At 66.7% G+C, this 24,975-nt stretch carries 19 protein-coding genes and 1 tRNA gene; 10 read left to right on the top strand and 10 right to left on the bottom strand.

Translation table 11 applies throughout. From position 1 onward, the window contains the following. Positions 1–61: 61 nt before the first annotated feature. Positions 62–1,165 carry a COX15/CtaA family protein gene (locus ACXAGF_RS07400; RefSeq protein ID WP_475015698.1) on the bottom strand — a complete coding sequence of 368 codons (1,104 nt, stop codon included), beginning with the start codon at positions 1,163–1,165 and terminating at the stop codon, positions 62–64. 125 nt (positions 1,166–1,290) lie between these two features. On the opposite strand from ACXAGF_RS07400, the gene ACXAGF_RS07395 reads away from it, so the two are divergent. Next, entirely contained in the window at positions 1,291–1,506 is a 216-nt protein-coding gene (locus tag ACXAGF_RS07395) for a DUF2842 domain-containing protein (protein ID WP_475015696.1), read from the top strand. Between the two features lie 169 nt (positions 1,507–1,675). Beyond that, positions 1,676–2,953 carry a GNAT family N-acetyltransferase gene (locus ACXAGF_RS07390; protein WP_475015694.1) on the top strand — a complete coding sequence of 426 codons (1,278 nt, stop codon included), beginning with the start codon at positions 1,676–1,678 and terminating at the stop codon, positions 2,951–2,953. A gap of 3 nt (positions 2,954–2,956) precedes the next feature. Here the strand turns inward: ACXAGF_RS07390 and ACXAGF_RS07385 are convergent, their stop codons facing one another. After that, a complete protein-coding gene (locus ACXAGF_RS07385; RefSeq protein ID WP_475015692.1) occupies positions 2,957–5,173 on the bottom strand; it encodes a GumC family protein in 2,217 nt (738 codons plus the stop codon). Between the two features lie 204 nt (positions 5,174–5,377). Between ACXAGF_RS07385 and ACXAGF_RS07380 the strand changes: the two genes are divergently transcribed. The 7 genes from ACXAGF_RS07380 (at position 5,378) to ACXAGF_RS07350 (ending at position 11,802) form a co-directional block, all read left to right on the top strand. Beyond that, positions 5,378–5,956, top strand: a complete 579-nt coding sequence (locus tag ACXAGF_RS07380; RefSeq protein ID WP_475015690.1) for a polysaccharide biosynthesis/export family protein — start codon at positions 5,378–5,380, stop codon at positions 5,954–5,956. A 5-nt stretch (positions 5,957–5,961) separates the two neighbouring features. Next, on the top strand, positions 5,962–7,143 hold the full coding sequence (locus ACXAGF_RS07375; protein ID WP_475015688.1) for a glycosyltransferase family 4 protein: 1,182 nt from the start codon (positions 5,962–5,964) through the stop codon (positions 7,141–7,143). A gap of 58 nt (positions 7,144–7,201) precedes the next feature. After that, positions 7,202–8,770: an undecaprenyl-phosphate glucose phosphotransferase gene (locus ACXAGF_RS07370; RefSeq protein ID WP_475015686.1), complete on the top strand. Its 1,569-nt coding sequence runs from the start codon at positions 7,202–7,204 to the stop codon at positions 8,768–8,770. After that, on the top strand, positions 8,767–10,002 hold the full coding sequence (locus tag ACXAGF_RS07365) for an O-antigen ligase family protein (protein ID WP_475015684.1): 1,236 nt from the start codon (positions 8,767–8,769) through the stop codon (positions 10,000–10,002). Before ACXAGF_RS07370 ends, ACXAGF_RS07365 begins: the two co-directional genes overlap by 4 nt. Positions 10,003–10,011: 9 nt before the next feature. Further along, complete coding sequence (locus ACXAGF_RS07360; RefSeq protein WP_475015682.1) at positions 10,012–11,166, top strand: glycosyltransferase; 1,155 nt, start codon at positions 10,012–10,014, stop codon at positions 11,164–11,166. A gap of 119 nt (positions 11,167–11,285) precedes the next feature. Then, positions 11,286–11,362 (top strand) — tRNA-Pro (locus ACXAGF_RS07355). A gap of 137 nt (positions 11,363–11,499) precedes the next feature. Continuing rightward, complete coding sequence (locus ACXAGF_RS07350) at positions 11,500–11,802, top strand: hypothetical protein (protein WP_475015680.1); 303 nt, start codon at positions 11,500–11,502, stop codon at positions 11,800–11,802. A gap of 40 nt (positions 11,803–11,842) precedes the next feature. On the opposite strand, the gene ACXAGF_RS07345 is transcribed toward ACXAGF_RS07350, so the two are convergent. After that, positions 11,843–13,189 carry a sensor domain-containing phosphodiesterase gene (locus ACXAGF_RS07345; RefSeq protein ID WP_475015678.1) on the bottom strand — a complete coding sequence of 449 codons (1,347 nt, stop codon included), beginning with the start codon at positions 13,187–13,189 and terminating at the stop codon, positions 11,843–11,845. 86 nt (positions 13,190–13,275) lie between these two features. After that, the gene (locus tag ACXAGF_RS07340) at positions 13,276–13,971 is read right to left on the bottom strand and encodes a response regulator transcription factor (protein ID WP_475015676.1); all 696 of its coding nucleotides are present in this window, start codon (positions 13,969–13,971) and stop codon (positions 13,276–13,278) included. A 609-nt stretch (positions 13,972–14,580) separates the two neighbouring features. Here ACXAGF_RS07340 and ACXAGF_RS07335 point away from each other — a divergent pair. Then, positions 14,581–17,337, top strand: coding sequence for a hybrid sensor histidine kinase/response regulator (locus ACXAGF_RS07335; protein WP_475015673.1), 2,757 nt, complete (start codon positions 14,581–14,583; stop codon positions 17,335–17,337). Between the two features lie 142 nt (positions 17,338–17,479). On the opposite strand, the gene ACXAGF_RS07330 is transcribed toward ACXAGF_RS07335, so the two are convergent. The 6 genes from ACXAGF_RS07330 to ACXAGF_RS07305 form a co-directional block, all read right to left on the bottom strand. After that, positions 17,480–20,752, bottom strand: a complete 3,273-nt coding sequence (locus ACXAGF_RS07330; protein WP_475015671.1) for a cadherin-like domain-containing protein — start codon at positions 20,750–20,752, stop codon at positions 17,480–17,482. Positions 20,753–21,172: 420 nt separating this feature from the next. After that, positions 21,173–21,700, bottom strand: coding sequence for a MerR family transcriptional regulator (locus ACXAGF_RS07325; RefSeq protein WP_475015669.1), 528 nt, complete (start codon positions 21,698–21,700; stop codon positions 21,173–21,175). Between the two features lie 127 nt (positions 21,701–21,827). Next, the gene (locus tag ACXAGF_RS07320; RefSeq protein WP_475015667.1) at positions 21,828–22,172 is read right to left on the bottom strand and encodes an integration host factor subunit alpha; all 345 of its coding nucleotides are present in this window, start codon (positions 22,170–22,172) and stop codon (positions 21,828–21,830) included. Between the two features lie 106 nt (positions 22,173–22,278). Beyond that, positions 22,279–23,250: a beta-ketoacyl-ACP synthase III gene (locus tag ACXAGF_RS07315; RefSeq protein ID WP_475015665.1), complete on the bottom strand. Its 972-nt coding sequence runs from the start codon at positions 23,248–23,250 to the stop codon at positions 22,279–22,281. After that, positions 23,247–24,317 carry a phosphate acyltransferase PlsX gene (gene plsX, locus ACXAGF_RS07310; protein WP_475015663.1) on the bottom strand — a complete coding sequence of 357 codons (1,071 nt, stop codon included), beginning with the start codon at positions 24,315–24,317 and terminating at the stop codon, positions 23,247–23,249. Before plsX ends, ACXAGF_RS07315 begins: the two co-directional genes overlap by 4 nt. Before the next feature lie 103 nt (positions 24,318–24,420). Continuing rightward, positions 24,421–24,972 (bottom strand): YceD family protein, encoded by a 552-nt coding sequence (locus ACXAGF_RS07305; protein WP_475015661.1) that lies wholly within the window; start codon positions 24,970–24,972, stop codon positions 24,421–24,423. Between the last annotated feature and the right edge of the window lie 3 nt (positions 24,973–24,975).

The following is a 24,975-nucleotide window of genomic DNA, read 5'->3' as shown; positions in this document are numbered from 1 at the left end:
TCCCGACCGGCGGTGGCAACGAGCCGTCCGGCCCGCAGGAGCCGGCGCTACCGCAGGCGGCTCATGCGGCGGACCCGGTCCGCGCCTCCTTCGGGTAGGCGCCGATGAAGCCGCGCCAGTGGGCGATGGCGAAGCCGAGCACGACAAGTGCACCGCCCTGGTGGGCGAGCGCCCAACCGAGCGGAACCTGCCAGACCAGCGTCAGGATGCCGATCAGCGCCTGCAGGCAGACAAGACCGAACAGCAGCACGGAGCGGCGGGCATGGGTGGTCTCTGGCGCTGCCCGCAACGCGGCGAGCATGTGCATGAGCGCCAGCGCCAGCAGCCCGTAGGCGCCGATGCGGTGCATGAACTGCACGGTCTTCGGGTTCTCGAACAGGTTGATCCACCACGGCCGCTGCACGAACAGGTCGCCGGGCACGATGGCGCCGTCCATCAGCGGCCAGGTGTTGTAGCTCAAACCGGCGTCGAGCCCGGCCACCAGTGCGCCGAGATAGATCTGGAACAGGGCCATGCCGGCGATCACCGCCGCCATTGTCTTGGCATTCCTCGTCGGGGCGGGATCGTTGGTGTGCGGAGACAGTCCGCGCATGATCCACATGCAGGCCGCAAAGATCAGGCAGGCGATGACGAGATGGGTGGCGAGACGGTACTGGCTGACGGAGACACGCTCGGCCAGCCCGGACGACACCATCCACCAGCCGATGAAGCCCTGGAAGCCGCCGAGCGCCAGCACGCCCGTCAGCGGCCAGCGCAGGCGCCGTTCGATCCGGCCGGTCGCCCAGAAGAAGACCAGCGGCAGCGCGAAGACGAGGCCGATCGACCGGGCCAGCAGCCGGTGTGCCCATTCCCACCAGAAGATCGTCTTGAAGGCCTCGACCGTCATGTCGCCGTTGAGCTGCGTGTATTGCGGAATGCGCTTGTAGAGCTCGAACTCCTCCTGCCACTCGGCGTCGGTGAGCGGCGGGATGACGCCGTGAATCGGTTTCCATTCCGTGATCGACAGCCCCGAGTCCGTCAGCCGCGTCGCCCCGCCCACCAGCACCAGCGCAAACAGGGTCAAGAGCACGAAACCGAGCCAGCGGCGCACCATCTTCCGGTTGCGGTCGATGCGCTCGATGTCGCCAGGGAACTGGCGTTCGGTCACGGCGGCGGTGCTGGTCATGGCGGCTCCTGTCTTCTCGGCGTTGATTTGCATCACCGTGCCATGCAAAACAAGCCTCCAGCATTTGCGGCATGCGGTCGCGGCGATGGCCGCGCGCGCGTCGCGCAACGAAACGAGAGTCTTCCATGCCCCCTCGCCTGCGCAAGCTGATCGGCACGATCCTGATCATCATCCTCGTCCTCGTCTATGCGCTGGTGGCAACGACCATCGCCTCGCTCACGCTGGCGACGTCGCCCTGGTGGGTGCACATGCTCTACTTCCTCTTCACCGGCCTGCTGTGGATCCTGCCGGCGATGCTGATCATCAAGTGGATGGAAAAGCCGTCGCGGCCGAAGCAATGACCCCGGCCGAGCCCCATTTTCGTTAGTCACTCGCTAACCCTTGTCGTCGAATTCGGTTGGCAACGGCCGCCGCCGCCGCGGCCGTAAACCAGTTGCCGACCATCCCGACGTAAGGTCAGGCTACCGCAACAGGGCCGACAGGGGCGCGATGGGACCGGACGTGGGTGCAATGCAGATTGATCTCCAGGTCATGCCGGCCGACGGGGACGTCCTCGGCACGCTGGCGCGCTATGTCCCGGGCGGCGAACGGCGGGCGGGCGCCATTCCCCTGTCGATCCAGGTGCACGACCGGATGGAGCCGCTGGAGGCGGCCTGGCGCCGGCTCGAGACCGGCGACGGCCTGTCGCTGCACCAGGGCTACGACTGGTGCAGCGCCTGGGCGAAAACGCACGACAGCCGGCTGCTGATCGTCGAGGGTGTCCATGCCGGGCGCACCGAACTGCTGCTGCCGCTGGAAGTCGTCCGCCAAGGCCCGGTCCGGATCGCCCGGTTTCTCGGCTCGCGCTTCAGCAACATCAACACCGGGCTCTACGGCGAAGGCTTCCGCACTCTCGCCGCGCCGGCGACGCTGCGGCGGGCACTCGACCAGGCCCGCGGCCGATTCGCCCGCTACTTCGACCTGTTCATGCTCGAGAACATGCCGCTGCACTGGCGCGGGCAGGAACATCCCTTCTCGCACCTTCCGGCCGTGCTGAACCAGAACGCGGCCTACCAGTTGCCGCTTTCTCCCGACTTCGACCGCACGCTGGCGCAGCTCAACGCCAAGCGGCGACGCAAGAAATTCCGCCAGGGCGAGCGCCGGCTGGAGGCGCTGGGCGGGTACGAGCACGTCATTGCCGCAGCCCCCGAAAACGCCGTCGAAACGCTCGGCGTGTTCTTCCGCCAGAAGGCGGTCCGCTTCGAGGCACTGGGGCTGCCGAACGTGTTTCGCGACGCCGAGACGCAGGCGTTCTTCCGCATGCTGTCGCGCACGTCGGCCAAGGCAGATGCCTATCCGCTGCAACTGCACGCGCTCAAGGTCCGCAGCGGCCCCGACCAGGGCCGGGTCATCGCGATCGCCGGCCTGTCGCGCAAGGGCGACCACGTCATCTGCCAGTTCGGCTCGATCGACGAGGGATATGCGCCCGACGCCAGCCCGGGCGAATTCCTGTTCCACCTGATGATCCGCAAGCTCTGCGGCGAGGGCGTGGCGCTGTTCGATTTCGGCATTGGCGACCAGGCCTACAAGCGGTCCTGGTGCAGCGTCGAGACCGTGCAGCACGACATCCTGTGGCCGACCTCGACCGCCGGCGCCGTGGTGGCCGCCCTCCACACCGCCAAGGCCAACCTCAAGCGCAGCATCAAGCAGAACCCCCAGCTCTACGGCTTCGTGCAACGCCTCCGCTCGGGCAGGCCGGGCCCCGGCAACGCCACCGACGACTGCGATCAGGACACGGGACGGCCGTAGCGTTCAGGCCGCGCGGCGGTCGGGATCCAGCGGCCGCGCACCACCGGTCAGTAGCACGATCTCGCTGTAGCCGGCCTCGCCGAATGCGCCGATCAGGTCAACCACTCGGTCCTCGTCGGCGCCGGGGATCGACAGGATGATCTCGGCGTCGCGCGATTGCGTCAGCCGCCGCACGCCCGCCACCTCGGCCGCGCCGCACTCCACCAGCACGGTGTCATAGGCGTCCGCCAGCGCATTGATGACCATCGTCAGGCGATCGATGCCGCGCATCGCCCGGCTGATGTCGGCATTGCCGCGCGCGACGATGTGTGCGTCGGAGGCCTCGTCGCCGTGGATGATATCGCCGAACGCCGCGTCGCCGACCAGCAGGTCGGTAACGCCCGGCAGCGCCGTCGTCGATACCATGAGGCCTGTCGGGCAGGCCGAACCCGACAGGTCGACCAGCACCGTCTTGCGACCACGGTCCGACATGGTCCGCGCCAGCGCCACGGTCTCGGCCGAGCCCGGATCCCCGGACGGCGAGACGACGATCGCCACGGCGACGTCGTCCTCGATCAGTTGCCGCGCCACCGCCGTGACGGTGAAGTCGTCGGCATCGAGCGTCTCGGCATCGGGCTCTGCGATCGGTTCCAGTTCCTGCGGTTCCTCGAAGGCGACATCGCCCAGCAGCGACGCCTGGTGGGGCACCGCCTCTGCATGCGCGGCGATCCCGGCGCCCTGCAGCCTTTCGCGCGCGGCGGCCACGTCCGGGCGCGGCATTGGCTGCGACCCGTGCCGCTTCCCGGTCGGGGCGTCACCCTCGGGTTCGGGCCGCGGTGGTGATACCGGCCGCAGCGCGCGTCCGCTGAACAATTCCGAGAGCAGGATCGCGACCGCCGAAAGCAGAAAGCCCGCCACGCCGCCGACAATCGTGACCGGCAGGATCTTGGGGAATTGCCGGTCCGTCGGTGGCACCGCCTCCGATATCACGCGGGCGTCCGCCGGCGTCGAGTTGGCGCCGGTGCGCGACGCCGCCTCGCGGTAACGCGCCAGGTAAGTCTCCAGCAGCTGCCGCTGGGCCGCTGCTTCGCGCTCGAGCGCCTTCAGCCCGACTTCGTCCTTCCCGGCCCGGGCGGTGTCGGCCTTCAGCGCCGCCAATTGCTGTTCGAGTTGCTTTTCGCGCAACTGCGCGACCTTGGCCTCGTTTTCAAGGCTGGCCAGTATCTTCGTCGTTTCCGACTTGATCTGGCCGCGGATGCCGGCGAGTTGCGAACGCAAACCCTTCAGACGCGGGTGCTGGTCGAGCAGTGAGGTCGACAGGTCCGAGATCTGCCCCTGGATCTGCGCCTCGCTCTCCTTCAGCCGCTGGATCATCTGCGAGCCGACCACCTCGCTGAGCGTGTCCGGCGCCCCGCCGCTCTTCAATACCGTGCGCACGCTCTCCGCCCGCGCCTCCGCGGTCGCCCGCTCGGAACGCACCCGTGCCAGTTCGGTCGAAATGTCGTTCAGCTGCCTGACCGCGAAGGTTGCGTTGTCGCCGGCCGGCAGCAGGTCGGAACTGGAGCGGTAGTCCGCCACCTTCTGCTCGGCTTCCCGCACCTTCTCGCGCAGGTTCGCGATCTCCGGCTCCAGCCAGCGCGTCGCCTGCGAATTGGTGTCGAGCTTGGCCCCGCTCTGCAGCGACAGGTACACCTTGGCCATCTCGTTGGGAATGCTGGCCGCCAGCACCGGATCTTTCGAGGTGAAGGCGATCGCGACGACACGCGACCTCTCCACCTGGTACACGACCAGCTTTTCCTCGAACTCCGCAACCACGCGCTCTTCCGGCGGCAGGTCGAGCGGGTTCTTCTTCAGCCCCACCGCCACCAGAATGTCGGACAGCGCCGAGGGATTCGCGGTCGGATCGAACTCCGGCAGTTCGTACAGCTTCATGTTGCGCGCGACCTGCTTGATCAGGTCGGCCGACCTCAGCAGCTGCACCTGGCTGACGACGCCAAGTTCGTCGATCGCCGGCTCGGGCGTGCTCCGGTCGGCGCTCGTCGTGAACGCCGGCTCGCGCGTCTCGATCAGGAGCCGGGTCTCACTGCGATAGGTCGGCGCAATTAGGCTGGCGATGCCGAAGGCGATGCCTGCGGTGGCGACCGTCGCCAGCAGCACCTGCCGCCGCCGGCGCCAGATCGCGCGAACGAGCCCGCCGAGGTCTATGTCGACGTCGTCCTGCACCCCGTAGCCGCTAGACATCCATTCACTCCATCACCCACGCAATTCCCGCGCACGGTAAACAATCGTGGTAACCCAAGCGTTAACGCCGGCGCCGCCTGCAACCAGACGGTTCGGCCCGACCCGCAAATCGACATCCGTCCGTTGCAGCATTTACCGGCCATTAACCCTAACGGACCGATAACAGTCGCCGTATCGAACCACTTCCCGACAGGCATGGGCGAAATGGCTTTCGCAAGCATATTTAGAGGCGCGATCATCGCAGCGGCGTCGCTCGCAACGCTCGCCACGGCCGGCTGCAGCGGCTATCGTCCTGCGCCCAAGGCCTTCCAGGAGGCGACGATCCAGCCCTACCGGCTCGACAGCGGGGACCGCCTGCGCGTCACCGTCTTCGAACAGGCGAGTCTGACCAACACCTACGCGGTCGATCAGGCCGGCTACATCGCCTTTCCGCTGATCGGCTCCGTGCCGGCGCGCGGCAAGACGATCCAGGAGATGGAAAGCATCATCGCCGGCAAGCTGCGCCAGGGCTACCTGCGTGACCCGGACGTCTCCATCGAGGTGGCCAACTACCGTTCGATCTTCATCATGGGCGAGGTCGGCCAGGCCGGGCAGTATGCCTACGTCGCCGGCATGACCGTGCAGAATGCGATCGCGGTGGCGGGCGGCTTCTCGCCACGGGCGAACCAGGCCGACGTCGATGTCACGCGCAAGGTCAACGGCGAGATCATGACCGGCCGCGTCTCGATCTCCGACCCGATCATGGCCGGCGACACCATCTATGTCCGAGAACGGCTGTTCTGAGCGCCATGGCGACCGATCGCCCGCTCCGCATCATCCACTGCTTCCGGTCGCCGATCGGCGGGATCTTCCGTCATGTGCGCGACCTCGCCGAATACCACGCGCGGCAGGGTCACGACGTGGGGATCGTGTGCGACAGCACCACCGGTGGCAGCTACGAGGACGCGCTGTTCGACGGGATCAGGCCGTTCCTGTCGCTCGGCGTCCATCGCCTGCCGATCAGCCGTTCGATCAGCCCGAGCGACCTGCGGGCGCTGTGGGACAGCTATCTTGAAATCAGAAGTTTGCAGCCGGACGTGCTTCACGGGCACGGCGCCAAGGGTGGCGCCATTGCCCGGCTGATCGGCTCAGCCCTGCGGGTGAACAGGTATCGCGTAGCCCGCCTCTATTCGCCGCATGGCGGCAGCCTGCACTACGATCGGGGAACCCTGGCCGGCCAGGCCATCTTCCGCGTCGAGCGGATGCTGGAACTGTTCACTGACGCGCTCGTGTTCGTCTGCGATTTCGAGCGCGCCACCTATGCCGCCAAGGTCGGCGAGCCGCGCTGCCGCAGCGAGCGCATCTACAACGGCATCAGCGACCGCGACTTCGACACCGTCTATCCGCATGACGACGCCGCCGACTTCCTCTACATCGGCATGCTGCGCGACCTGAAGGGACCGGACGTCTTCATCGACGCCTTCGCAAAGGCCGAACGCCGGGTCGGCCGGCCGCTGTCGGCGCTGATGGTCGGCGACGGGCCGGACGAAGAAAAGTACGAGCGCACGATGCTGCAGCTCGGCCTCGGCCGACGCATCGCAATGATGCCGGCGATGAAGGCGCGCGATGCCTTTGCGATGGCGCGCGCGGTCGTCGTGCCGTCGCGGGCCGAATCGATGCCCTACATCGTACTGGAGGCACTGGCCGCCAATATCCCGGTGATCGCTAGCCGCGTGGGCGGCATACCGGAGGTGCTCGGCAGCGGCAACGCCGCCCTTGCCGCACCGGCGGACGCCGACGCGCTGGCCGAGACGATGGCCAGCTCGGTGACCGACCCGAAATGGCGCGCTCTGGTGATGCCCGACGCGGACAGCTTCAAGGGCCGATTCTCCGCCTCGGTGATGGCGGCCGCCATGCTGAAGCTCTATCGCGAACTGCTGCCGCCGCGCGGCATCGAGGCCGGTTGCACCGTCACCGAACGGCTCGCGTAAGCGTTTTCTTAGGGGCTTTCTGCTATCCGGTCCCGAATGACGGACCGGGAAGGTGGCCATGAACCATATCGACAAGCCCGACGCCTTCGACCCGCAGCGGATCCGGCGCAAGGTCTCTGAGGTGCGCACCATCGACCCCGGCGGCGGCGAGCAGGAGGACGGCGGCAAGACGGTCGAGCTCAACCCGCTGGCGCATCAGATCGCCTTGCAGTTCCGCGCGGAAAGCTATTCGCCGAACATGATCACCGGGCTCCTGCGGCTCCTGGAGTTCACGTCGCTATTTGCGATCGGCTACGGCATCACCACGCTCTACGTGGCGCCGTCGCTCGACATGATGCTGTTCTATGTCGGCGTGATCGCGGCCGGTTCCGGGCTGGGCGTGCTGCTGCTGCACCTGGCCGACGCCTACCAGGTGCCGTCCCTGCGCGCCGCCTGGCGCATGTTCCCGCGCGTGCTCGGCGCCTGGGCCATCGCCTTTGCCGCGATGGCGGTCGCGCTGTTCCTGTTCAAGGCGGCGGGCGAGACGTCACGCGCCTGGTTCCTGCTCTGGTTCGCCTTCGGCGCGCTCTACCTCGCGGTCGAGCGGCAGCTGATCGCCTATTCGATCCGGCATTGGGCCCGCAACGGCACGATGGAGCGCCGCGCCGTGATCGCCGGCGGCGGCGAGCCGGCCAAGGAACTGATCCGCGCGCTGGAGCGCCAGCCGGACAATGACATCCGCATCTGCGGCATCTTCGACGACCGCGACGAGCGTCGCTCGCCCTCGGTGGTGGCGGGATACCCGAAGCTCGGCACCATTGCCGAACTGGTCGAGTTCGCGCGGCTCGCGCGCATCGACATGCTGATCATTTCGCTGCCGCTGTCGGCCGAAGCCCGCATCATGGCGATGCTGCGCAAGCTCTGGGTGCTGCCGGTCGACATCCGGCTGGCGGCGCACGCAAACCGCCTGCGCTTCCGTCCGCGCAGCTATTCGCAGGTCGGCAGCGTGCCGATGCTCGACATCTTCGACAAGCCGATCGCCGACTGGGATTCGGTGGCCAAGCGCATCTTCGACATCGGCTTCAGCCTTTTGGCGCTGGCGCTGCTGTGGCCGGTGTTCCTTGGCGCGGCGATCGCCGTCAAGGCAACCTCGCCGGGGCCGGTCATCTTCAAGCAGAAGCGGCACGGCTTCAACAACGAGATCATTGAGGTCTACAAGTTCCGCTCGATGTACACGCACATGTCCGACCCGACCGCCAAGGCCGCCGTCACCAAGGGCGATCCGCGCGTTACCCCGGTCGGGCGCTTCCTGCGCAAGTCCTCGATCGACGAGCTGCCGCAGATCTTCAACGTGCTCAAGGGGGAATTGTCGCTGGTCGGCCCCCGCCCCCATGCGATCCAGGCGCAATCGCACGACCGCAAGTACGTCGACGTGGTCGAGGGCTACTTCGCCCGCCACCGCGTCAAGCCGGGGGTCACCGGCTGGGCCCAGATCAACGGCTGGCGCGGCGAGATCGACCATGACGACAAGATCCGCTACCGCACCGAGTTCGACCTCTACTACATCGAAAACTGGTCGCTGCTGCTCGATCTGAAGATCCTGTTGCTGACGCCGTTCCGGCTGCTCAATACGGAAAACGCCTATTGACCGCCGCGACGCTCGCAACGCCCCCGCCCCTGCGGCCGCAGCTGGCCACCGTCGGCCTGCTGGCCTCGGCCCTTGTCACGCTCGGGGTGTTCCTGTCCGGCTTCGTCATCTCCGAGCCGGCTCCCTACGAGCTTTTCATGGCCGGGCTGATCGGCATCTGGGCCATCTTCGGCCTGCGCATCTCGCGCAGCGTGGCGCCGCTTCTCGCGCTTCTGCTGACCTTCAATATCGGCGGCATGCTGTCGCTGAGCGTGATGGCGGACCTGGCCAACGGGCCGATGTACATCGCCGTCTCGCTGTTCCTGGCGCTTTCCGCAGTGTTCTTCGCCGCCATTGTCGAGGCCGGTCCGCAGCGACTGCGGCTGGTCTTCCGTGCCTGGGTCGCAAGCGCTCTCGTTACCGCCTCGCTCGGCATCCTCGGCTATTTCAGCGCCTTTCCCGGGAGCGAGGTGTTCACGCTCTACGACCGCGCCAAGGGCGCCTTCCAGGACCCGAACGTGTTCGGCCCGTTCCTCGTCGCGCCCGCCCTCTATCTGATGCACGGCCTGCTGACGAAACCGATCGCCCAAGCGCCGCTCAAGGCCGCCGGCTTGCTCGTCATCGTGCTCGGCCTCTTCCTGTCGTTCTCGCGGGCGGCCTGGGCGCTGTTCCTGTTCTCCGCCCTCGCCCTCGTGTTCATCATGCTGCTGAAGGAGCGAACCGGCGCCTTCCGGCTGAAGATCCTGCTGATCAGCCTGCTGGCCGTCGTCCTGATGGTGATCGCCATCGTCGCCGTATTGCAGGTACCGCAGGTCGCCGACCTCTTCTCCAGCCGCTCGCAACTGGTGCAGGAATACGACGGCGGCCATCTCGGCCGCTTCGCCCGCCATCGCCTCGGCTTCCTGATGGCCATGGAGCATCCGCTCGGCATCGGCCCGCTGGTGTTCGGCACGATCTTTTCCGAGGACGAACACAACATCTGGCTGAAATCGCTGACCACCTACGGCTGGATGGGCTTCCTCTGCTACCTGGCGCTGGTGGCGTGGACGCTCGCGACGGGCTTCCGCAACCTTTTGCTCGACCGCCCGTGGCAGCCCTATCTGATGATGGCCTACATCGCCTTCGTCGGCCACACCGCCATCGGCTTCGTCATCGACACCGACCACTGGCGGCACTTCTATCTCATCGTGGGCATCCTCTGGGGCTGCTTCGCCCTTGAGCGTCGCCACCGCAAACGGCACCGGCCGAGCTAGCGATTCCCCATGAACCGGAACAACGACAAGGTCATTCGACCGCTCAGGTTGATGCAGGTGCTCGAACCGAGCGGCGGCGGATCCGGGCGCCACTTCATCGACCTCTGCCGGGGACTGAAGGCGCGCGGACACGCGATTCACGCGGTCTATTCGCCGCGACGCGCCGAGCCGCGGTTTCTTGGCGAGCTCGTCGCCCTCGGGCTCGACGGCGTGCACGCGGTCGACATGGCGCGTTCGCCGGCCCCGTCCGACTTCGGCGCCTTTGCCCGGTTGCGCCGGCTGATGCGCGAGCACGGCCCGTTCGACGCCATCCACGGCCACAGCTCGAAGGCCGGGGCGCTGTCGCGGCTGCGGCTGCCGGGCCGGCACACGCCGCGGGTCTATACGCCGCATGCCTTCCGCACGATGGATCCCGGGCTCGGCAGGATCGGACACATCCTCTTCGGCACGATCGAGCGGTATCTCGCCCATCTCTTCACCGACCGGCTGATCTGCGTTTCGGCCGACGAGTATGCCCATGCCCGGGCGCTCGGCATGCCGCGCTCGAAGCTGTCGATCGTCGTCAACGGAGTGGAGCGGCCTCCGACGGGCCTGCGCGCGGCGGTCCGCGCCGCGCTGTCGATCCCGGAGGGCGCGCTGGTCTTCGGCTTCATCGGCCGGCTGTCGCTACAAAAGGCTCCGGAGCGGGTGGTCGACGCCTTCACGATCGCCGCCGCGGCGTTGCCCGGCGCCCATCTGTTGATGGTCGGCGCTGGCGAGCTGGAGCCGATGGTCCGCGCGAGGATCGGCGCCAGCACGGTGCAGTCGCGGATCCATCTTACCGCCGGCTATTCCGGGCCGCAGGCGATGGACGCCATCGACGCCCTGGTGATGCCGAGCCGCTACGAGGCCATGTCCTACGTGATGCTGGAGGCGGCCGCCGCCGGCAAGCCGATGATCCTGTCGGAGGTCGGTGGCGCCTCGACCGTGCTCGATGACGGCCGCAACGGCATTCTCGTCACCAACGACGACGACCCGCGCGAGCTCGCAAGCGCCATGATCCGGCTCGCGGAGCCTTCTCGGCTGGGCCGCTATGCCGAGGCGGCCGCGCGGCGCAGGGACGATTACGGTCTCGCCCGCATGGTCGGGGAGACGGAGGCGATCTATCGCAGCCTCATCCGCTAGCCGTCGCGCCGGCGACGACCGGGCGCGGCCGCCGCTCCGGTCTTTCCCGCTTTTTGTTTGCGGGCCGCGCATTTGACCCTTGCATCGCGTGCATCGAGACGATAGGGGTTGCGTCGGTTCGGAGCGTAGCGCAGCCCGGTAGCGCACTTGACTGGGGGTCAAGGGGTCGTGGGTTCGAATCCCGCCGCTCCGACCATTAAATCAGGTAGTTCGCTGCCACTACCTGGACCGTTTCCTGCTATCAAATTCGTCTCGCTTCGATTATCCGGTGCTGGAAGCGCATCTCGGCGCGCGCTCGTCCGTGTGCTGGTGCGAACGAGTGTGGAGACGATCATGAACGCCTACAATGACGGTCTTGAAGCAGGTATCCGCATTGCCGGCGTAAGGGCCTCCACCGCGCGCTGGAGCGGCGGCGAGGACGTGGCGGAGGCCATCGAATGGCTGGATGGGCTCCTCCAGGCGGTCGGGGACGAGCAATGGCCGATTGGCGGTGTCCGTGCGTCCGCCGCCGTCGTCGAGGAATTGCGGCGGCGTTCCGAGACCGGCCCGGGTGACCGCTATCAGGGCGTTACGTTCGCCTGCGACGAAGGGGCCACCGGCACGGTGATCGAGGTGCTGCCGGCTGACATCGGCTAGCGGCCGCGCCGAAGGGCTGCTTCCTTGCCGAAATCTTGCCCTATCTCCCGCCCACGGCCCGGCGCGCCCCGCCGGCCTCCGGCAGCCGCGACGCCCCGTTCGAGATGCGGTCGACGCTCTCGGGCCTGCCGAACAGGTAGCCCTGGCCGTAGCGGCAGCCCATCCTCTGCAGGATCTCGTACTCGGCCGTCGTCTCGATGCCCTCGGCGATCGCCTCCTTGCCGAGGCCCCGGGCGAGGTCGACAATCGCCCCGACGATGGCAAGGTCCGCGCGCGAGCGCGTCATTGCCCGCACGAACGAGCCGTCGATCTTGATGTGGTCGTACTGCAGTTCCTTCAGATGGATCAACGAGGCAAAGCCCGTGCCGAAATCGTCGAAGGCGACCTTGTAGCCCCTCGCCCGCAGCTGCACGAGCTGTTGCGCCACCGCCCCGGCCGCGCCGGACAGAAGGACCCCCTCGGTCACCTCGATCTGCAGCTTTCCCGGGGGCAGCCCGACCGCTCGCGTCGCCGCATGGACCTCGTCGGCAAAGCCTTGCGCGCCATCCGGGACGGCAAACTGGCTGGAGGAGACGTTGATCGCGATATGGCCGAAGTCGACGCCGGCACGCTGCCATGCGGCGGCCTGCTCGACCGCCCGTCTCAGCACATGGCTGCCGATCAGCCGTGACGTCTCCGGCTCCTCGATCGCCGCCAAGAAGGCTCCCGGCGACAGGATGGAGCCGTCCGGCTGACGCCAGCGCAGCAGCGCCTCGTAGCCGGCATGGCGCCGCGTCGAGAGCTCCACTTTCGGCTGGTAGTGCAGAAGGAACGCGCCGTCGCGCAGCGCCGCCCGCGCCGCGTCGACAATCCGGAGGCTGCCGGCGGCCTGGACGCGACGCTCGTGCGGGATCGCGTCCAGCAGACGGACGTTCTTGAGCCTTTCGGAGACACACCGAGCGAGCCGCCGCAGGATCTCCAGCGCGTCCGCATCGATCGTTCGCGGCTTTCGATCGAGCAGGCACAGGGAGCCGATGCGGATGCCCGGTTCTATCTCAAGCGGCATGCCGGCGTAGAAGCGGATCCTCTCCCGGCCGCGAACCAGGGGATGGGCGGCAAAGCGGGCGTCCTTCCCGGCGTCGGCAACGATGAACGGACCGCTGCCGAGAACGGCGTAGCGGCTGAAGGCCTGCTCGCCAGGAACGGATTCCAGGGCCAGCCCGCGCCGTGCCTTGAACCATGCCCGCTCCTCGTCCACCAGTGCGATCAGCCCGACGGGCATCCGCGCCGCGATGCAGGCGACCTCGACGAGCGATTCGAGAACCGGATCGTCGGGCGCGTGCAGGACGCCGAGGGCATGAAGTCTGTCGAGACGCTCGGTCTCGTTGGCGGAGAGGATATCGTCCAAGGCGGGTTTCCCGGATAACGGAGGCAGTGCACGGCGATGCACCCGAGGGACCCGTGCAAGGTCTTCTTCCCGCGGGCGCTGCGGCTTTACGGGGTGGTCAGGCGGTAGCCGACGCCGCGGACCGTCTTGATGACGTTTCCGCTCGCCTCGTCGAGTTCGGAGAGCTTTCCCCGCAGCCGATTGATGTAGACGTCGATCGTCTTGTCGCGCGGGTCATGCTCGCGAAACAGCGCCTGTCGGGCGATCGACGACTTCGGGCAGTCGGCGCCGATGCTTTGTTGAAGCACCTGCAGGATGCGCCCCTCAAGGGCGGTCAGGGCAACGGTATTGCCGGAAAACTCGAGAACGAGACGCTGCAGGTCGCACAGTACGGCACCGATGACGAAGGGCGCCGCGAGATGGGCACCCTCCTTCGGCTGGCGCGTTTCCCAGAGCCGGCGGGCGCGGGCGCGCAGTTCCTTCACGCTCAAAGGCTTCATCATGTAGTCATCGGCGCCGACGCTGATCGCATCGGCGCGGCTGTCGGCGTCGCCCGAGCCCGAAATCATGATTACCGGAATGTCCGATCGGCCCCGGACTTCCTTCAGCAGCTCGAGACCGCTGCCGTCCGGCAGGTTGATGTCCACGATCAGGCAGTCATAGGCGGCAAGCTCGTTTGAATGGACGTATCGCCTCGCCTGCTTGAGCGTGGCGAGGAAATCGAGCCTGTCGCGCGAATCCGCCCAGTTCAGACGAAGCATCTCGGCGATGTCGTGTTGGTCTTCGACAACCAGTATGTTCATGATGGTCTCGGTACTTCGAAAGGTTTGCCGCCCTCGTAAAAGGAAAGTGCCGTGCTCGGTACGGGTGGCAGCCGGAACGGCTGCTGCGGCAGGTTCTGCTGAAATATGGTTCTTACTGAAATACTTTCCAAGGTGACCTTTGGTTTGGGCCAGGGCAACACTTGACCAATAGTCTTCGGTGCACTTGCGGACCCGCAGCAAAGTTCACTGCCAGGGTCCTTGAGCCATTTTCCGGTCGCGGAGGGATTGCCCCGCCGGTTGCCACCCGACCGATACCATTGACGGGCGAAATCGCGGTCGATCGCGCCCGGTAGATATCTGTTTTGCCATTCGGACGCCATTGTATCGCAACCGACCCCACAGCGCCCGCCCGCCGCCAAATTGCTCTGACGGACGCCGTAATTTTGTCTACAGCTACGAATAGACCGGCGCGGTGTTAAGTGACCATGCCGCCAGGTTTAAAAAAGGTTAAACCCCTCGGATCCGATGGCAAGCCCCGCCTCTTGCTTGTAAGAGGCGCTGTGGGCATGGCGTGCAGGCCGGTACCGACAGGAGGCTGGAGCGATATCGCTGGTCACGCAGATATGGATCGGAGCGAGCATACTTTTGATGGTCGCTTCGGTGTTCGCCGATTTCCTCTGGCGCCCGCTCATCGGCGCCGCCGCCATCTCCGCAATCGGCACGGCCATGCCGCTGCTGCTGTGGCGCCTCGACGGGCGTCGGTGGCTGCGCGCGCGTGCCTGGGGCCTTCCCTACGATCCCTGCCAGGAGCTGCTGCACATCGCTGGCCGCACCGCCAAACTCGGCGGCTGGGTGGTGCACCTGCCGGATCGCAAGGTTGAGTGGTCCGACGAAACTCGGCTGATCCACGGCATCGATACCGATCGGACGCCCGACTTCGCGCAATGTCTGGGCTACTTCTCCCCGGAATGGCGCGACGCGGTCGCGGCCGCGTTCGAGGCGTGCGCCCTTGACGGCAAGCCCTACGACATCGAGGTCGAGCTCGTCAGTGCCCAGGGCCAGCGCAAATGGGTCCGGGCGATGGGTGCTGCGGTGCGGTCGGAGACCGGCCGGATCGTGCGCGTGCAGGGTGCGTTCCAGGACATCGACGAGCGCAAGGCTCTCGAGGCGGCGACGCGGCAACTGGAACTGAAGTTCAGCGAAACGATCGAGTGCATCTCCGACGGCTTCATCCACCTGGACGGCGACTGGCGTTTCACCTACCTCAACCGGGTCGCGGAGCGCTGTCTGGGGCGGACGCGCGAGTCGCTGCTCGGCAAGGTGATCTGGCAGGCAATTCCGGAAACCGCCGCCGGCGCCGTCTTCGAGCACCTTCACCGGGCCATGGACCGCCAGGAAAAGCTGACCTTCGAGGCCTGCTGCCCGGAACGGGCGAAGGCCTTCTCCATCACCGTCAATCCTTCTCCCGCGGGGCTGACGATCTATTTTCGCGACGTCACCGGCGAACGCGAGGCCGAGCAGCAGCTCAGACTCCTGGAGATGGCCGTCTCGACCACCAGGGATTTCGTCATCATCACCGAGACGACGGCGTCCGGTCGCCAGATCATCCGCTACGTCAATGATGCCTTCGTCGAAATCACCGGCTACTCTCCAGACGAGGCGATCGGTCGACCGCCTGGCTTGCTCCAGGGGCCGAAAACCGATCGGACCGTCGTAGACACGATCAACGCGGCCGTGCGAGAGGGCCGTCCGGTCCTGGCGGAACTGGTCAACTACACCAAGGACGGTCGGGAGTACTGGTCGGCCATGAGCATCGCTCCGATCCTCGGGCCTACCGGCAAGCCCAGCCACTTCGTCGCCACCGGACGCGACGTCTCCGAACAACGGCGCGCGGGCGCGGCGCTGGCCGAAAGCGAGGAGCGCCTGGCCATCGTTGCCAAGCTCACCACCGACGCGGTCTGGGACTGGGATACCTCCAGCAACAGCGTGCGCTGGAACAGCAACATCACCGCCCTGTTCGGGCACGAAGCCGTCTTTCCAGAGGAGGAGCTCGACCAGTGGTCCGCCCGGATCCATGCGGACGACCGCGCGCTGGTGCTGGCCGACATTGCCAAGGCTCTTTCCGGCACGGGCGACGAGTGGCAGATGGAATACCGCTTCCAGCGCGCCGACGGCAGCTATGCCAATGTCCTCGACCGCGGCCATATCCTGCGCAACGAGACCGGCGCGGCCGTCCGCATGGTCGGCGGCATCCGCGACATCACCGTCAGCAAGGCGCAGGAGGCCCGGCACCTGCAAAGACAGCGGCTCGAGGCCGTCGGCCAGCTGACCGGCGGCGTCGCCCATGACTTCAACAACCTCCTGACCGTCATCACCGGCACCGCCGACACGCTGGTCGACGAACTGGCCCATGAACCGCGCCTGCTCAAGATCGCCCAACTGAACCGCCGGGCGTCGGAGCGCGGCGCCGCGCTGACCCGCCAGCTCCTGACCTTCGCCGGTCGCCAGCCGCTCGAACCGCGCGTCATCGACCTGAACAGCCTGATTGCCGGCATGGACGGGATCCTGGCGCATGCGGTCAGCGGCGCCGTCGTCCTGCGCATCGAAGCCGGAAGCGGTCTGTGGCGGGTGCGGGCCGACGTCGCCCAGCTCGAAAGCTCCATCCTCAACCTCTGCCTGAACGCCCGCGACGCGATGGTGCAGCCCGGTCAGATCACGCTGCGGACGATGAACGTCGAGGTGTCGGCCGCCGACCACTTCCATGCCGCCCCTCCCGGCCAGTACGTCTGCCTCGGCGTCACCGACAACGGCCGCGGCATGGATGACCAGACCCTCGCCCAGGTGTTCGACCCCTTCTTCACCACCAAGGGCGTCGGCCGAGGCAGTGGTCTCGGACTCAGCATGGTTTACGGCTTCGTGCAGCAGTCGGGAGGGTATATCGACGTCGTCTCCGAACCCGACCGCGGGACGACGGTCTCCCTGTTCCTGCCTCGGGTCCGCGCAGCACTCGGCGAGGAGGATGTGCGCGCGGAGGGGGCCGTGTGCCGCGGTGGCGAGCGCATCCTCGTTGTCGAGGACGACCCGATGGTGAAGGGCTTCACCGAAGCATTCCTCAAGTCGCTCGGCTACGACGTGGTTTCCGTCGCCAGCGCCGAGGAAGGGCTCGCGCTTCTGCGCGACGGCGGCAGGGTCGACCTGATCATCGCCGATTTCGTCAAGCCCGGCGCTTCGAACGGCTGCGACATCGCCGCGCGCGTGCGCCGGAGCCACCCGGACCTGCCCATCCTCTTCACCTCCGGACTGCCTGCAGAGGGCCGCGACAAGGTCTCGCCGCGGGACCATTTCATCGTCAAGCCCTATACCGGCCGGCAGGTCGCAGAGAAAATCCGCCAGATCCTCGACTGAGGCGCCAGCGGGAAACGGCGCCGGCGCGGCCGACCATCCGCGCCGTCGACCGGTCCCTGCCCCTCCCACGACCGGCTGCTGCCACTGCCGCGACGTCCCGACATTGTGGCGCCTCGGCGTGGCCGTGGTCAGGCCACCGGGCTCAGATGACGAAGAAGTCGGCGTAGGTCAGCGCGAGGTTCTTCGACAAGGTCGCGATCTGCACGGCGGCACCCTTGCCGTTGCCATCCGCGTCGTAGAAGAGCTTTCCGGTATCCGTTTCGTAGACGATGCGATCGAACTTGTCGGTCGCAAGGCCGGAGGTGTTGCTGGCGAAGGCGGACTTTGACAGCGCGCCCGTCGCCGAGAGCGCTGTGAAGACGGCGTTCTCGAGCCGGATCGCGTCGTCGACGACGTTGAAGTCCTTGATGACGTCGACGTTGCCGGCGGAAGGCTTCGTGTTGAAAATGAACATGTCCCGGCCGCTGCCGCCCACCAGCAAGTCCTTGCCGAGCCCGCCATACAGCGTGTCGTTGCCGGCGCCGCCATTGAGTACGTTGGCCCCCTTGTTGCCGGTGATGACGTTGGCGTGCCCGTTGCCGGTACCGTTGATCGCAGCCCCGCCGGTGAGGACAAGGTTCTCGAGGTTCGCCCCGAGCGCCAGGGTGACGCTTGTGCGCACCGTGTCCGTGCCGCCGCCGGCGGCCTCGACGATGGTGTCGCCACCGTCGGTGACATAGGTGTCGTCGCCGGCGCCGCCCACGAGCCGGTCCGCTCCTCCTCCGCCGTTGAGGACGTTCGCGCCGCTGTTGCCAGTGATGACGTTGGCAAGCCCGTTGCCGGTGCCGTTGATCGCCGCCGTGCCGGCAAGCACCAGGTTCTCGATCGCGGCATAGGCGGCAAGGCTGCGGCTGACCGTGGTGACAATCGTGTCGTTGCCCGACGTATCGATGACCGTGTCGTCTTCGGCGCCGAGCACGTAGGTGTCGTCGCCCGCACCGCCGATGAGGACGTCGAAGCCGGCCCCGCCGTCGAGCCGGTCGTTGCCGCCGGCTGCGTTGATGATGTCGTCGCCGCCACCACCGGAAAAGACCTCGGCGGCGCTGGTGCCGCGCAGGTAGTCGTTGCCCGCCGTGCCGGCATTCGTGCCATGGACCGTGATGGCAAGCGTTGCCGTGGCGGTTCCACCTTGGCCGTCCGAGACCATGTAGGAAAACACGTCGGTGCCACTCTCGCCGGCCGCCAAAGCCTCGGCATTGTCTGCGACATAGCTGTAGCGGCCGTCGGCGAGCAACGTCAGCGCGCCGTAGCGGCCGTACACCACCGTGCCCGAGGCGCCGGCAACCGGCAGACCGGCGACGTGGGTGACGGCGAGCGGATCGTCGTCTGCGTCGGTATCGGCGCCCGCCCCCGTCAGCACGCTCCCGGTCACGGTCGCGTATTCGACCACTGCAGCGACGTCGCTCGCAGCCACCGGTGCGTCCTGGACCGGCGTCAGGTCGAGGCTCGCGGTCGCGCTGACGCTGTGCTCGCCGTCGGTGGCGGTGTAGCTGAAGCGCACCGCCGTGTCGTCGTCGGCTGCCCCGGTGTAGGTCCAGCTGCCGTCACCGTTGTCGACCAGCGTGCCCCCGCCCGCAGCGATCATCAGGCCGGTGATGGCTGCCGACGGACCATCGACATCGCCGACGCCGGCGAGCAACTGAGCCGCGGTGATCGTCAGGCTGCCCTCCTCGGCGATGGCGCCGAGGTCCAATGCGGCGGCCGTCGGCGCATCGTTGACCGCCGCAAACACGATCGTCCGGGTCGCCTCGGCGGTGCCGCCGTTGCCGTCGGTGACACTGTAGGTCAGTGTCACGGTGCCGTGGAAGTCTGCCGCCGGCGTCACCGTAAAACCGCCCGCCCCGTCGGACTGGACCGTCGCCCCGTGCGAGGCCGAAATCGCCGCGATCGCCAGCGCATCGCCGTCCGCGTCGCTGAAGCCGGCCAGGAGCGTGCTGGCGGCAATGGCGTAGGCGACGTCTTCCGTGCCCGCCGGCAGCACCCCGGTCGGTTCGCCCGAGGGGGCGTCGTTGACGTTGCCGACCGTCAGAACGAAGGTGGTCGACACCGAGCCACCCCTGCCGTCAAACGCGATCACCCTCAATGTCAGTGCGCCAACGTCGTCATTGGTCGGCGTGCCGGCGAAGGTGCCGTTCGTTCCGTCAAAATGAAGCCAGGCGGGCAACGGATTGCCGTCGGCCAGTGTCGCAAGAAATGCGAGGCCGTCTCCATCGGCATCGGCGAAGGTGGATTGCGGCAGCACGAAGCTGAACGGCGCGTCCTCGGTCGCCGCCTGCTCGCCGATCGCGTTCTCCACCGCCGGCGCCTCGTTCACCTCGGTCACCGTGATCGACACCGGTTGCGCCACCGTCGAGATTCCGTCCGAAACGGTGACGGTGATCTCGTAGATGTTGTCGCCGTCCAGGTCGGCCGGCGCCTCGAAGTCGGGAGCCGCCTTGAACGTGACATGGCCGTGCGCGTCGATGGCGAACAGGGCCGCATCGGCCCCCGACAGGGCATAGGCCAGTGGGTCGCCATCGGCGTCCGTGGCGATCGCGGCGTAGACAATGCCGGTGCCGTTCTCGGCAAAACTCGACGAGGGGCCGGACAAGAACACCGGCGCATCGTTGCGTTCCTCGATCGGGCCGGTCGGGTTGCTCGTCACCTGCTCGAACACGCCCGTATCGGGACCGGTCTTGACGACATAGCCGGCGACCACCGAGATCGCGCAGCCCAGGTCTTCGTGAGTCAAGGTGTAGTCCGCAGCGGTGGCGCCATCGATCGGCACGCCGTCGCGCAGCCACTGATAGCTGACGGTGCCGACGGTCGTGGTGGCGAGCACCGCGCTCAGAGTCACGTTTTCCCGCGCACCGGCGCCGCCATCGTCGATCGCCACTGCTCCTGTGGCCGGCACGCCGAGCGCGACGATGCGGTCGACGAACTGCAGGAACTCCACATTGATGATCGTGTCGGTGCCGTCCGGCGACCCCGGCCGCATGTCGCGAACCTGGAATACGCCGGGGCTGATCTCTGCAATCCGGTAATCCTGCAAGTTGGTCCAGAGGCCCGGGGACATGGTGTCGTAGGTCACCGTGTCGCTCCCGTCACCCCCGTCAATCACGTCGTTGCCGGCCCCTTCGTGGATGCGGTCGTCGCCGTCACCGCCGAAGATCAGGTCGTCACCCTCCTCGCCGCCGATGACATCGTCGCCGGCATCGCCGAAGAGCACGTCGCTGCCCCGGCCGCCATAGACCGCATCGCTACCGTCGCCACCGTGGATCGTGTCGTCGCCGCCGAGGCCGACGATGCTGTCGTCGCCACCGAGCCCGTCGATCTCGTCGTCCTCGCCGGTGCCGATGAGGTTGTAGTCATTGCCCTGCGTCCCCTTGATTATCATCGTCCCGCCCCCCTTTTGCTATACCCGGCAATGCCCCATCCCTCGCCACGGGCCCGAGGGCCCCGGCGACAGGTCGAAGATGAAAGCATTGAAACAATCGTGGTGGCCGCCGGGCAGTCACCCGGCGGCCATGCGGCCGACAGCTCCCCCAAGCCGCGGCCGCGCATGGACCGACGCCGCCGCAGGCGCCTGGCCGATCCGGCCGCCCGCCTGTGGTCAAGATCGCGAAGGTCCCTTCCCGTCTCCCAATGGGTCGGGTCCCTTGCTAGCAGGCAGACGGGGGCTTCGCCTCACCCGTTCGGGTGACGCGGTCGATTTTTTCGCGCCGCTGCAACCCAGAGGTGCGAAAGCGACCTACATTGATTGTCGAAACCGGAAACATGCCGTCCTGCGGCGGCCGCGGCTCGCGCCGTGGCGGCATCAACGCACCTGGTCGAGCAGCCGCTTGCACTCCAAAAGATCGTAGAGCGCTTCCTGCAACAGGGCGCGATCCTCCTTGCCGACGCTGCTCTTGCCGATCGAAACCTCCGGCGCGTCGTCGCCGCCGCCGACAAAGGAGAAGAAGCGGCGACTGGCGGGCGCCTTGGCGCGGCCGACGATCTGGTCGTCATCGCCCGTCTTGGGCGCGGCCGGCTCCTCGTGGCTCGCCGCGGCCAGCGCCTCGACGGTGGCGAGATCGCCGGTGGCGATCGCGGCGACGAACTTGTTGCCGTTGTTCTTCAAGAGCTTCTGCACGCCCTTGATGGTGTAGCCGTGGTCGTAGAGCAGGTGGCGGATGCCCTTCAGGAGCTCGACGTCGTCGGGGCGGTAGTAGCGCCGGCCGCCGCCACGCTTCATCGGCTTGATCTGCGAGAAGCGGGTCTCCCAGAACCGCAGCACGTGCTGCGGCAGGTCGAGATCGTCTGCGACTTCGCTGATGGTGCGGAACGCGTCGGGGCTCTTTTCCATCGATAACCTCACCGAATGACGGATTCGACTCAACAACCGGAATCCCGGCGAGCGAATCGTTGTATTTCAGCGGGTTGTCGCGCCTTTTTCAAGCAAGGAACGCGTCTTTTCCAAGGCAGCGTCCCGATCAGGGCGCCGGTGCCTGCTGCTGCTGCTTCTGCTTGGCCTTGCGCGCCGTATGCGCCTTCAGCACCCGCTGCTTCAGCACGTTCGAAGCCTTGAAGGTCATGACGCGCCGTGGCGAGATCGGTACCTCCTCGCCGGTCTTCGGGTTGCGGCCGATGCGTTCGTTCTTGTCGCGGACCTGAAAGGTCGCGAACGAGGAGAGCTTCACGCTCTCGCCACGCACGATGGCGTTGCAGATTTCATCGATCACGGTTTCGACGAGTTCCGCCGACTCGGTCCTGGAGAGGCCTACCTTACGAAAAACCGACTCGGCCAAATCCGCGCGCGTCACCGTTTTGCCGCTCATCTTCTCCCACCCGTTTGTTATTGAAAGCGCTAGATTATCGGGCAAGAGTATTGCCCTTGCCCCTGCCGGTCAAGCGCTGTCGAGAACAGGTGTAGGCGGCGCCGGGCTACCAGCGCAGCAGCACCGCGCCCCAGGTGAAGCCGCCGCCCATCGCCTCGAGCAGAACAAGGTCGCCCGTCTTGATGCGACCATCGCTTGCAGCGGCGGCCAGCGCGAGCGGGATCGAGGCGGCCGAGGTGTTGCCATGCAGGTCGACGGTGACGACCACCTTCTCCAGCGGAATGCCGAGTTTCTTGGCCGAGCCGTCGATGATGCGCCGGTTGGCCTGGTGCGGCACCATCCAGTCGAGGTCGTCGATGGTGAGCTTCGTGGCGTCGAAGGCGGCGACGATCACGTCGGTGATCATGCCGACAGCGTGCTTGAACACCTCGCGACCCTCCATCCGCAGATGGCCGACCGTGCCGGTCGTCGAGGGGCCGCCGTCGACATAGAGCTTGTCGCGGTGGGTGCCGTCGGAGCGCAGCTGCGCCGTGAGCACGCCGCGGTCGGCCACGGTCCCCTCGCCGTCCTGCGCTTCGAGCACGATCGCGCCGGCGCCGTCCCCGAACAGCACGCAGGTGGTACGATCGGTCCAGTCGAGGATGCGCGAGAAAGTTTCGGCGCCGATCACCAGCACGCGCCGCGCCAGTCCGCCGCGGATATAGGCGTCGGCGGTGGCGACAGCGTAGACGAATCCGGAACAGACGGCCTGGACGTCAAAAGCAAAGCCATGGCTCATGCCGAGCCGGTTCTGGATGTTGACGGCCGTCGCCGGGAAGGTGTTGTCGGGCGTGGAAGTGGCAACGATGATCAGGTCGATGTCGGCGGGCGTCAGCCCGGCCTTGTCGAGCGCCGCGCGCGCGGCGCCCTCGCCTAGCGAGGCCGTCGTCTCGCCCTCGCCGGCGATATAGCGCTGGCGGATGCCGGTGCGCTGCACGATCCATTCGTCGGACGTGTCGACCATGCTTTCCAGCTCACGATTGGTGAGCACCCGTTTCGGGAGCGCTGTCCCGAAACCGCGAACCACTGAACGGATCATATGCCTTCCTGTATCCCGTCGTTCATGCTGCTGGCCGCGCCTTCGACGGGTCTGTCCGCATGATACCTCTTGAGGTCGTTTTCAATCTTTTCCCTCAGCCCGTTGCGCACCATGTCGTAGCCGACGTCCACGGCCGCCGCGAAGCCCTCGGCATCGGTACCGCCATGGCTCTTGATGACGATGCCGTTCAGGCCGAGAAACACACCGCCATTGACCTTGCGCGGGTCCATCTTCTCGCGCAGCCGGTCGAAGGCGCTCTTGGCCAGAACGTAGCCGAGCCTGGCAAGCCAGGTGCGCGACATCGCGGCCCGCAGGTATTCGGCAATCTGGCGCGCGGTCCCCTCCGCAGCCTTCAGCGCGATGTTGCCGGCGAAGCCCTCGGTCACGACCACGTCGACCGTCCCGCGACCGATATCGTCGCCCTCGACGAAGCCATAATAGTCGATCGTGTCAAAATTGGCCTCGCGGATGAGTTGGCCGGCCGCCTTGACCTCTTCCTGCCCCTTGATCTCCTCGACGCCGACATTGAGCAGGCCGAGCGTCGGCCGGTCGATCTCGAACAGCGCCCGCGCCATCGCCCCGCCCATCAGGGCGAAGTCGAACAACTGGTTGGCGTCGGCGCCGATCGTTGCCCCGATGTCGAGCACGATGCTCTCGCCTTTCAGCGTCGGCCAGATGCCGGCGATCGCCGGTCGCTCGATATCGGCCATCATCCGCAGGCAGAACTTCGCCATCGCCATCAGCGCACCGGTATTGCCGGCGGACACGGCCACGTCCGCCTCGCCCTTGGCGACCGCGTCCAGCGCCTTCCACATCGACGACTTGTTGCGGCCGCGGCGCAACGCCTGGCTCGGCTTCTCGTCCATGCCGACAGCAATCTCGCAGTCGGTAAAGGTGCTGGCGGCCTTCAGCTTCGGGTATTGGTCGAGTAACGGCAGGCATTGCGCCTCGATACCGAAAAGACAGAAACGAATGTCGGGGTGACGTTCGAGCGCCTTGGCTATGCCAGGGATAACGACCTGCGGGCCGAAATCGCCACCCATGACATCAACGGAAATTCTGACCACGCGAGTCCAGTCCTTTTCTCCAGCCTCCCGGGGCGGAAATTTCGGCCAAAATACCGCTTTTCGTCCCAGTGACAACCGAATTATCAAGGCCCCCAGGGCCGATTCAGTTCTTTTTCCAGTCCTTCAGCGCGGCAAAGGGAGAAGGTTTCCTGTCATCGGCCTCCGTACTCTCCACATGCGCGGAAAACACCACGCCCTCCTTGCGTGGATAGGGATCGATCGCCATTGCCGCGTATTCGGCCGCAACCATTCCGGCGTCGATCGTGTCGCCGTGGAAGATCTCCGGACTGTCGGGACCGTCGGGGTCGAGCAGCATCTCGCCGCCCTCGACGACCGGGGCGCGGGCGAGCTTGGAGCCCTCCGGCACGAACACGGCGTCGATCGGCTCGTCGAGTTCGGTCTCGACCGGCTCGAGCGTGACGACGCAGGCCTGGACGATGGCGGCCCGCACCCTGCCCTTCAGCCTGACGCCGTCCTTCTTCCAGCGCTGGATCTGCATCTCGGCGGAGAAGGCCTTGACGCCGAGGAGGTCCCATTGCTCGGCCAACGCCCTGCACTCGGCGGCGTCCGCGGTGATCTTCACCTCGATTGGATTGGCCGAAACGTGGCCGACCTTCACGGCATAGGAAAACGGAATGGTTTCATCGTGTTTCATGAT

The organism is Mycoplana sp. ABR4_002 (assembly GCF_056159645.1).
The sequence above is the reverse complement of the archived record's forward strand: the minus strand, read 5'-3'. Positions and strand labels throughout refer to the sequence as shown.

Bases quoted from the DNA above. Each gene is read 5' to 3' on its own strand.
- ACXAGF_RS07400 (WP_475015698.1), bottom strand. From the start codon at position 1,165: ATGACCAGCACCGCCGCCGTGACCGAACGCCAGTTCCCTGGCGACATC.
- ACXAGF_RS07395 (WP_475015696.1), top strand. From the start codon at position 1,291: ATGCCCCCTCGCCTGCGCAAGCTGATCGGCACGATCCTGATCATCATC.
- ACXAGF_RS07390 (WP_475015694.1), top strand. From the start codon at position 1,676: ATGCAGATTGATCTCCAGGTCATGCCGGCCGACGGGGACGTCCTCGGC.
- ACXAGF_RS07385 (WP_475015692.1), bottom strand. From the start codon at position 5,173: ATGTCTAGCGGCTACGGGGTGCAGGACGACGTCGACATAGACCTCGGC.
- ACXAGF_RS07380 (WP_475015690.1), top strand. From the start codon at position 5,378: ATGGCTTTCGCAAGCATATTTAGAGGCGCGATCATCGCAGCGGCGTCG.
- ACXAGF_RS07375 (WP_475015688.1), top strand. From the start codon at position 5,962: ATGGCGACCGATCGCCCGCTCCGCATCATCCACTGCTTCCGGTCGCCG.
- ACXAGF_RS07370 (WP_475015686.1), top strand. From the start codon at position 7,202: ATGAACCATATCGACAAGCCCGACGCCTTCGACCCGCAGCGGATCCGG.
- ACXAGF_RS07360 (WP_475015682.1), top strand. From the start codon at position 10,012: ATGAACCGGAACAACGACAAGGTCATTCGACCGCTCAGGTTGATGCAG.
- ACXAGF_RS07350 (WP_475015680.1), top strand. From the start codon at position 11,500: ATGAACGCCTACAATGACGGTCTTGAAGCAGGTATCCGCATTGCCGGC.
- ACXAGF_RS07340 (WP_475015676.1), bottom strand. From the start codon at position 13,971: ATGAACATACTGGTTGTCGAAGACCAACACGACATCGCCGAGATGCTT.
- ACXAGF_RS07335 (WP_475015673.1), top strand. From the start codon at position 14,581: ATGGTCGCTTCGGTGTTCGCCGATTTCCTCTGGCGCCCGCTCATCGGC.
- ACXAGF_RS07330 (WP_475015671.1), bottom strand. From the start codon at position 20,752: ATGATAATCAAGGGGACGCAGGGCAATGACTACAACCTCATCGGCACC.
- ACXAGF_RS07325 (WP_475015669.1), bottom strand. From the start codon at position 21,700: ATGGAAAAGAGCCCCGACGCGTTCCGCACCATCAGCGAAGTCGCAGAC.
- ACXAGF_RS07320 (WP_475015667.1), bottom strand. From the start codon at position 22,172: ATGAGCGGCAAAACGGTGACGCGCGCGGATTTGGCCGAGTCGGTTTTT.
- ACXAGF_RS07315 (WP_475015665.1), bottom strand. From the start codon at position 23,250: ATGATCCGTTCAGTGGTTCGCGGTTTCGGGACAGCGCTCCCGAAACGG.
- ACXAGF_RS07305 (WP_475015661.1), bottom strand. From the start codon at position 24,972: ATGAAACACGATGAAACCATTCCGTTTTCCTATGCCGTGAAGGTCGGC.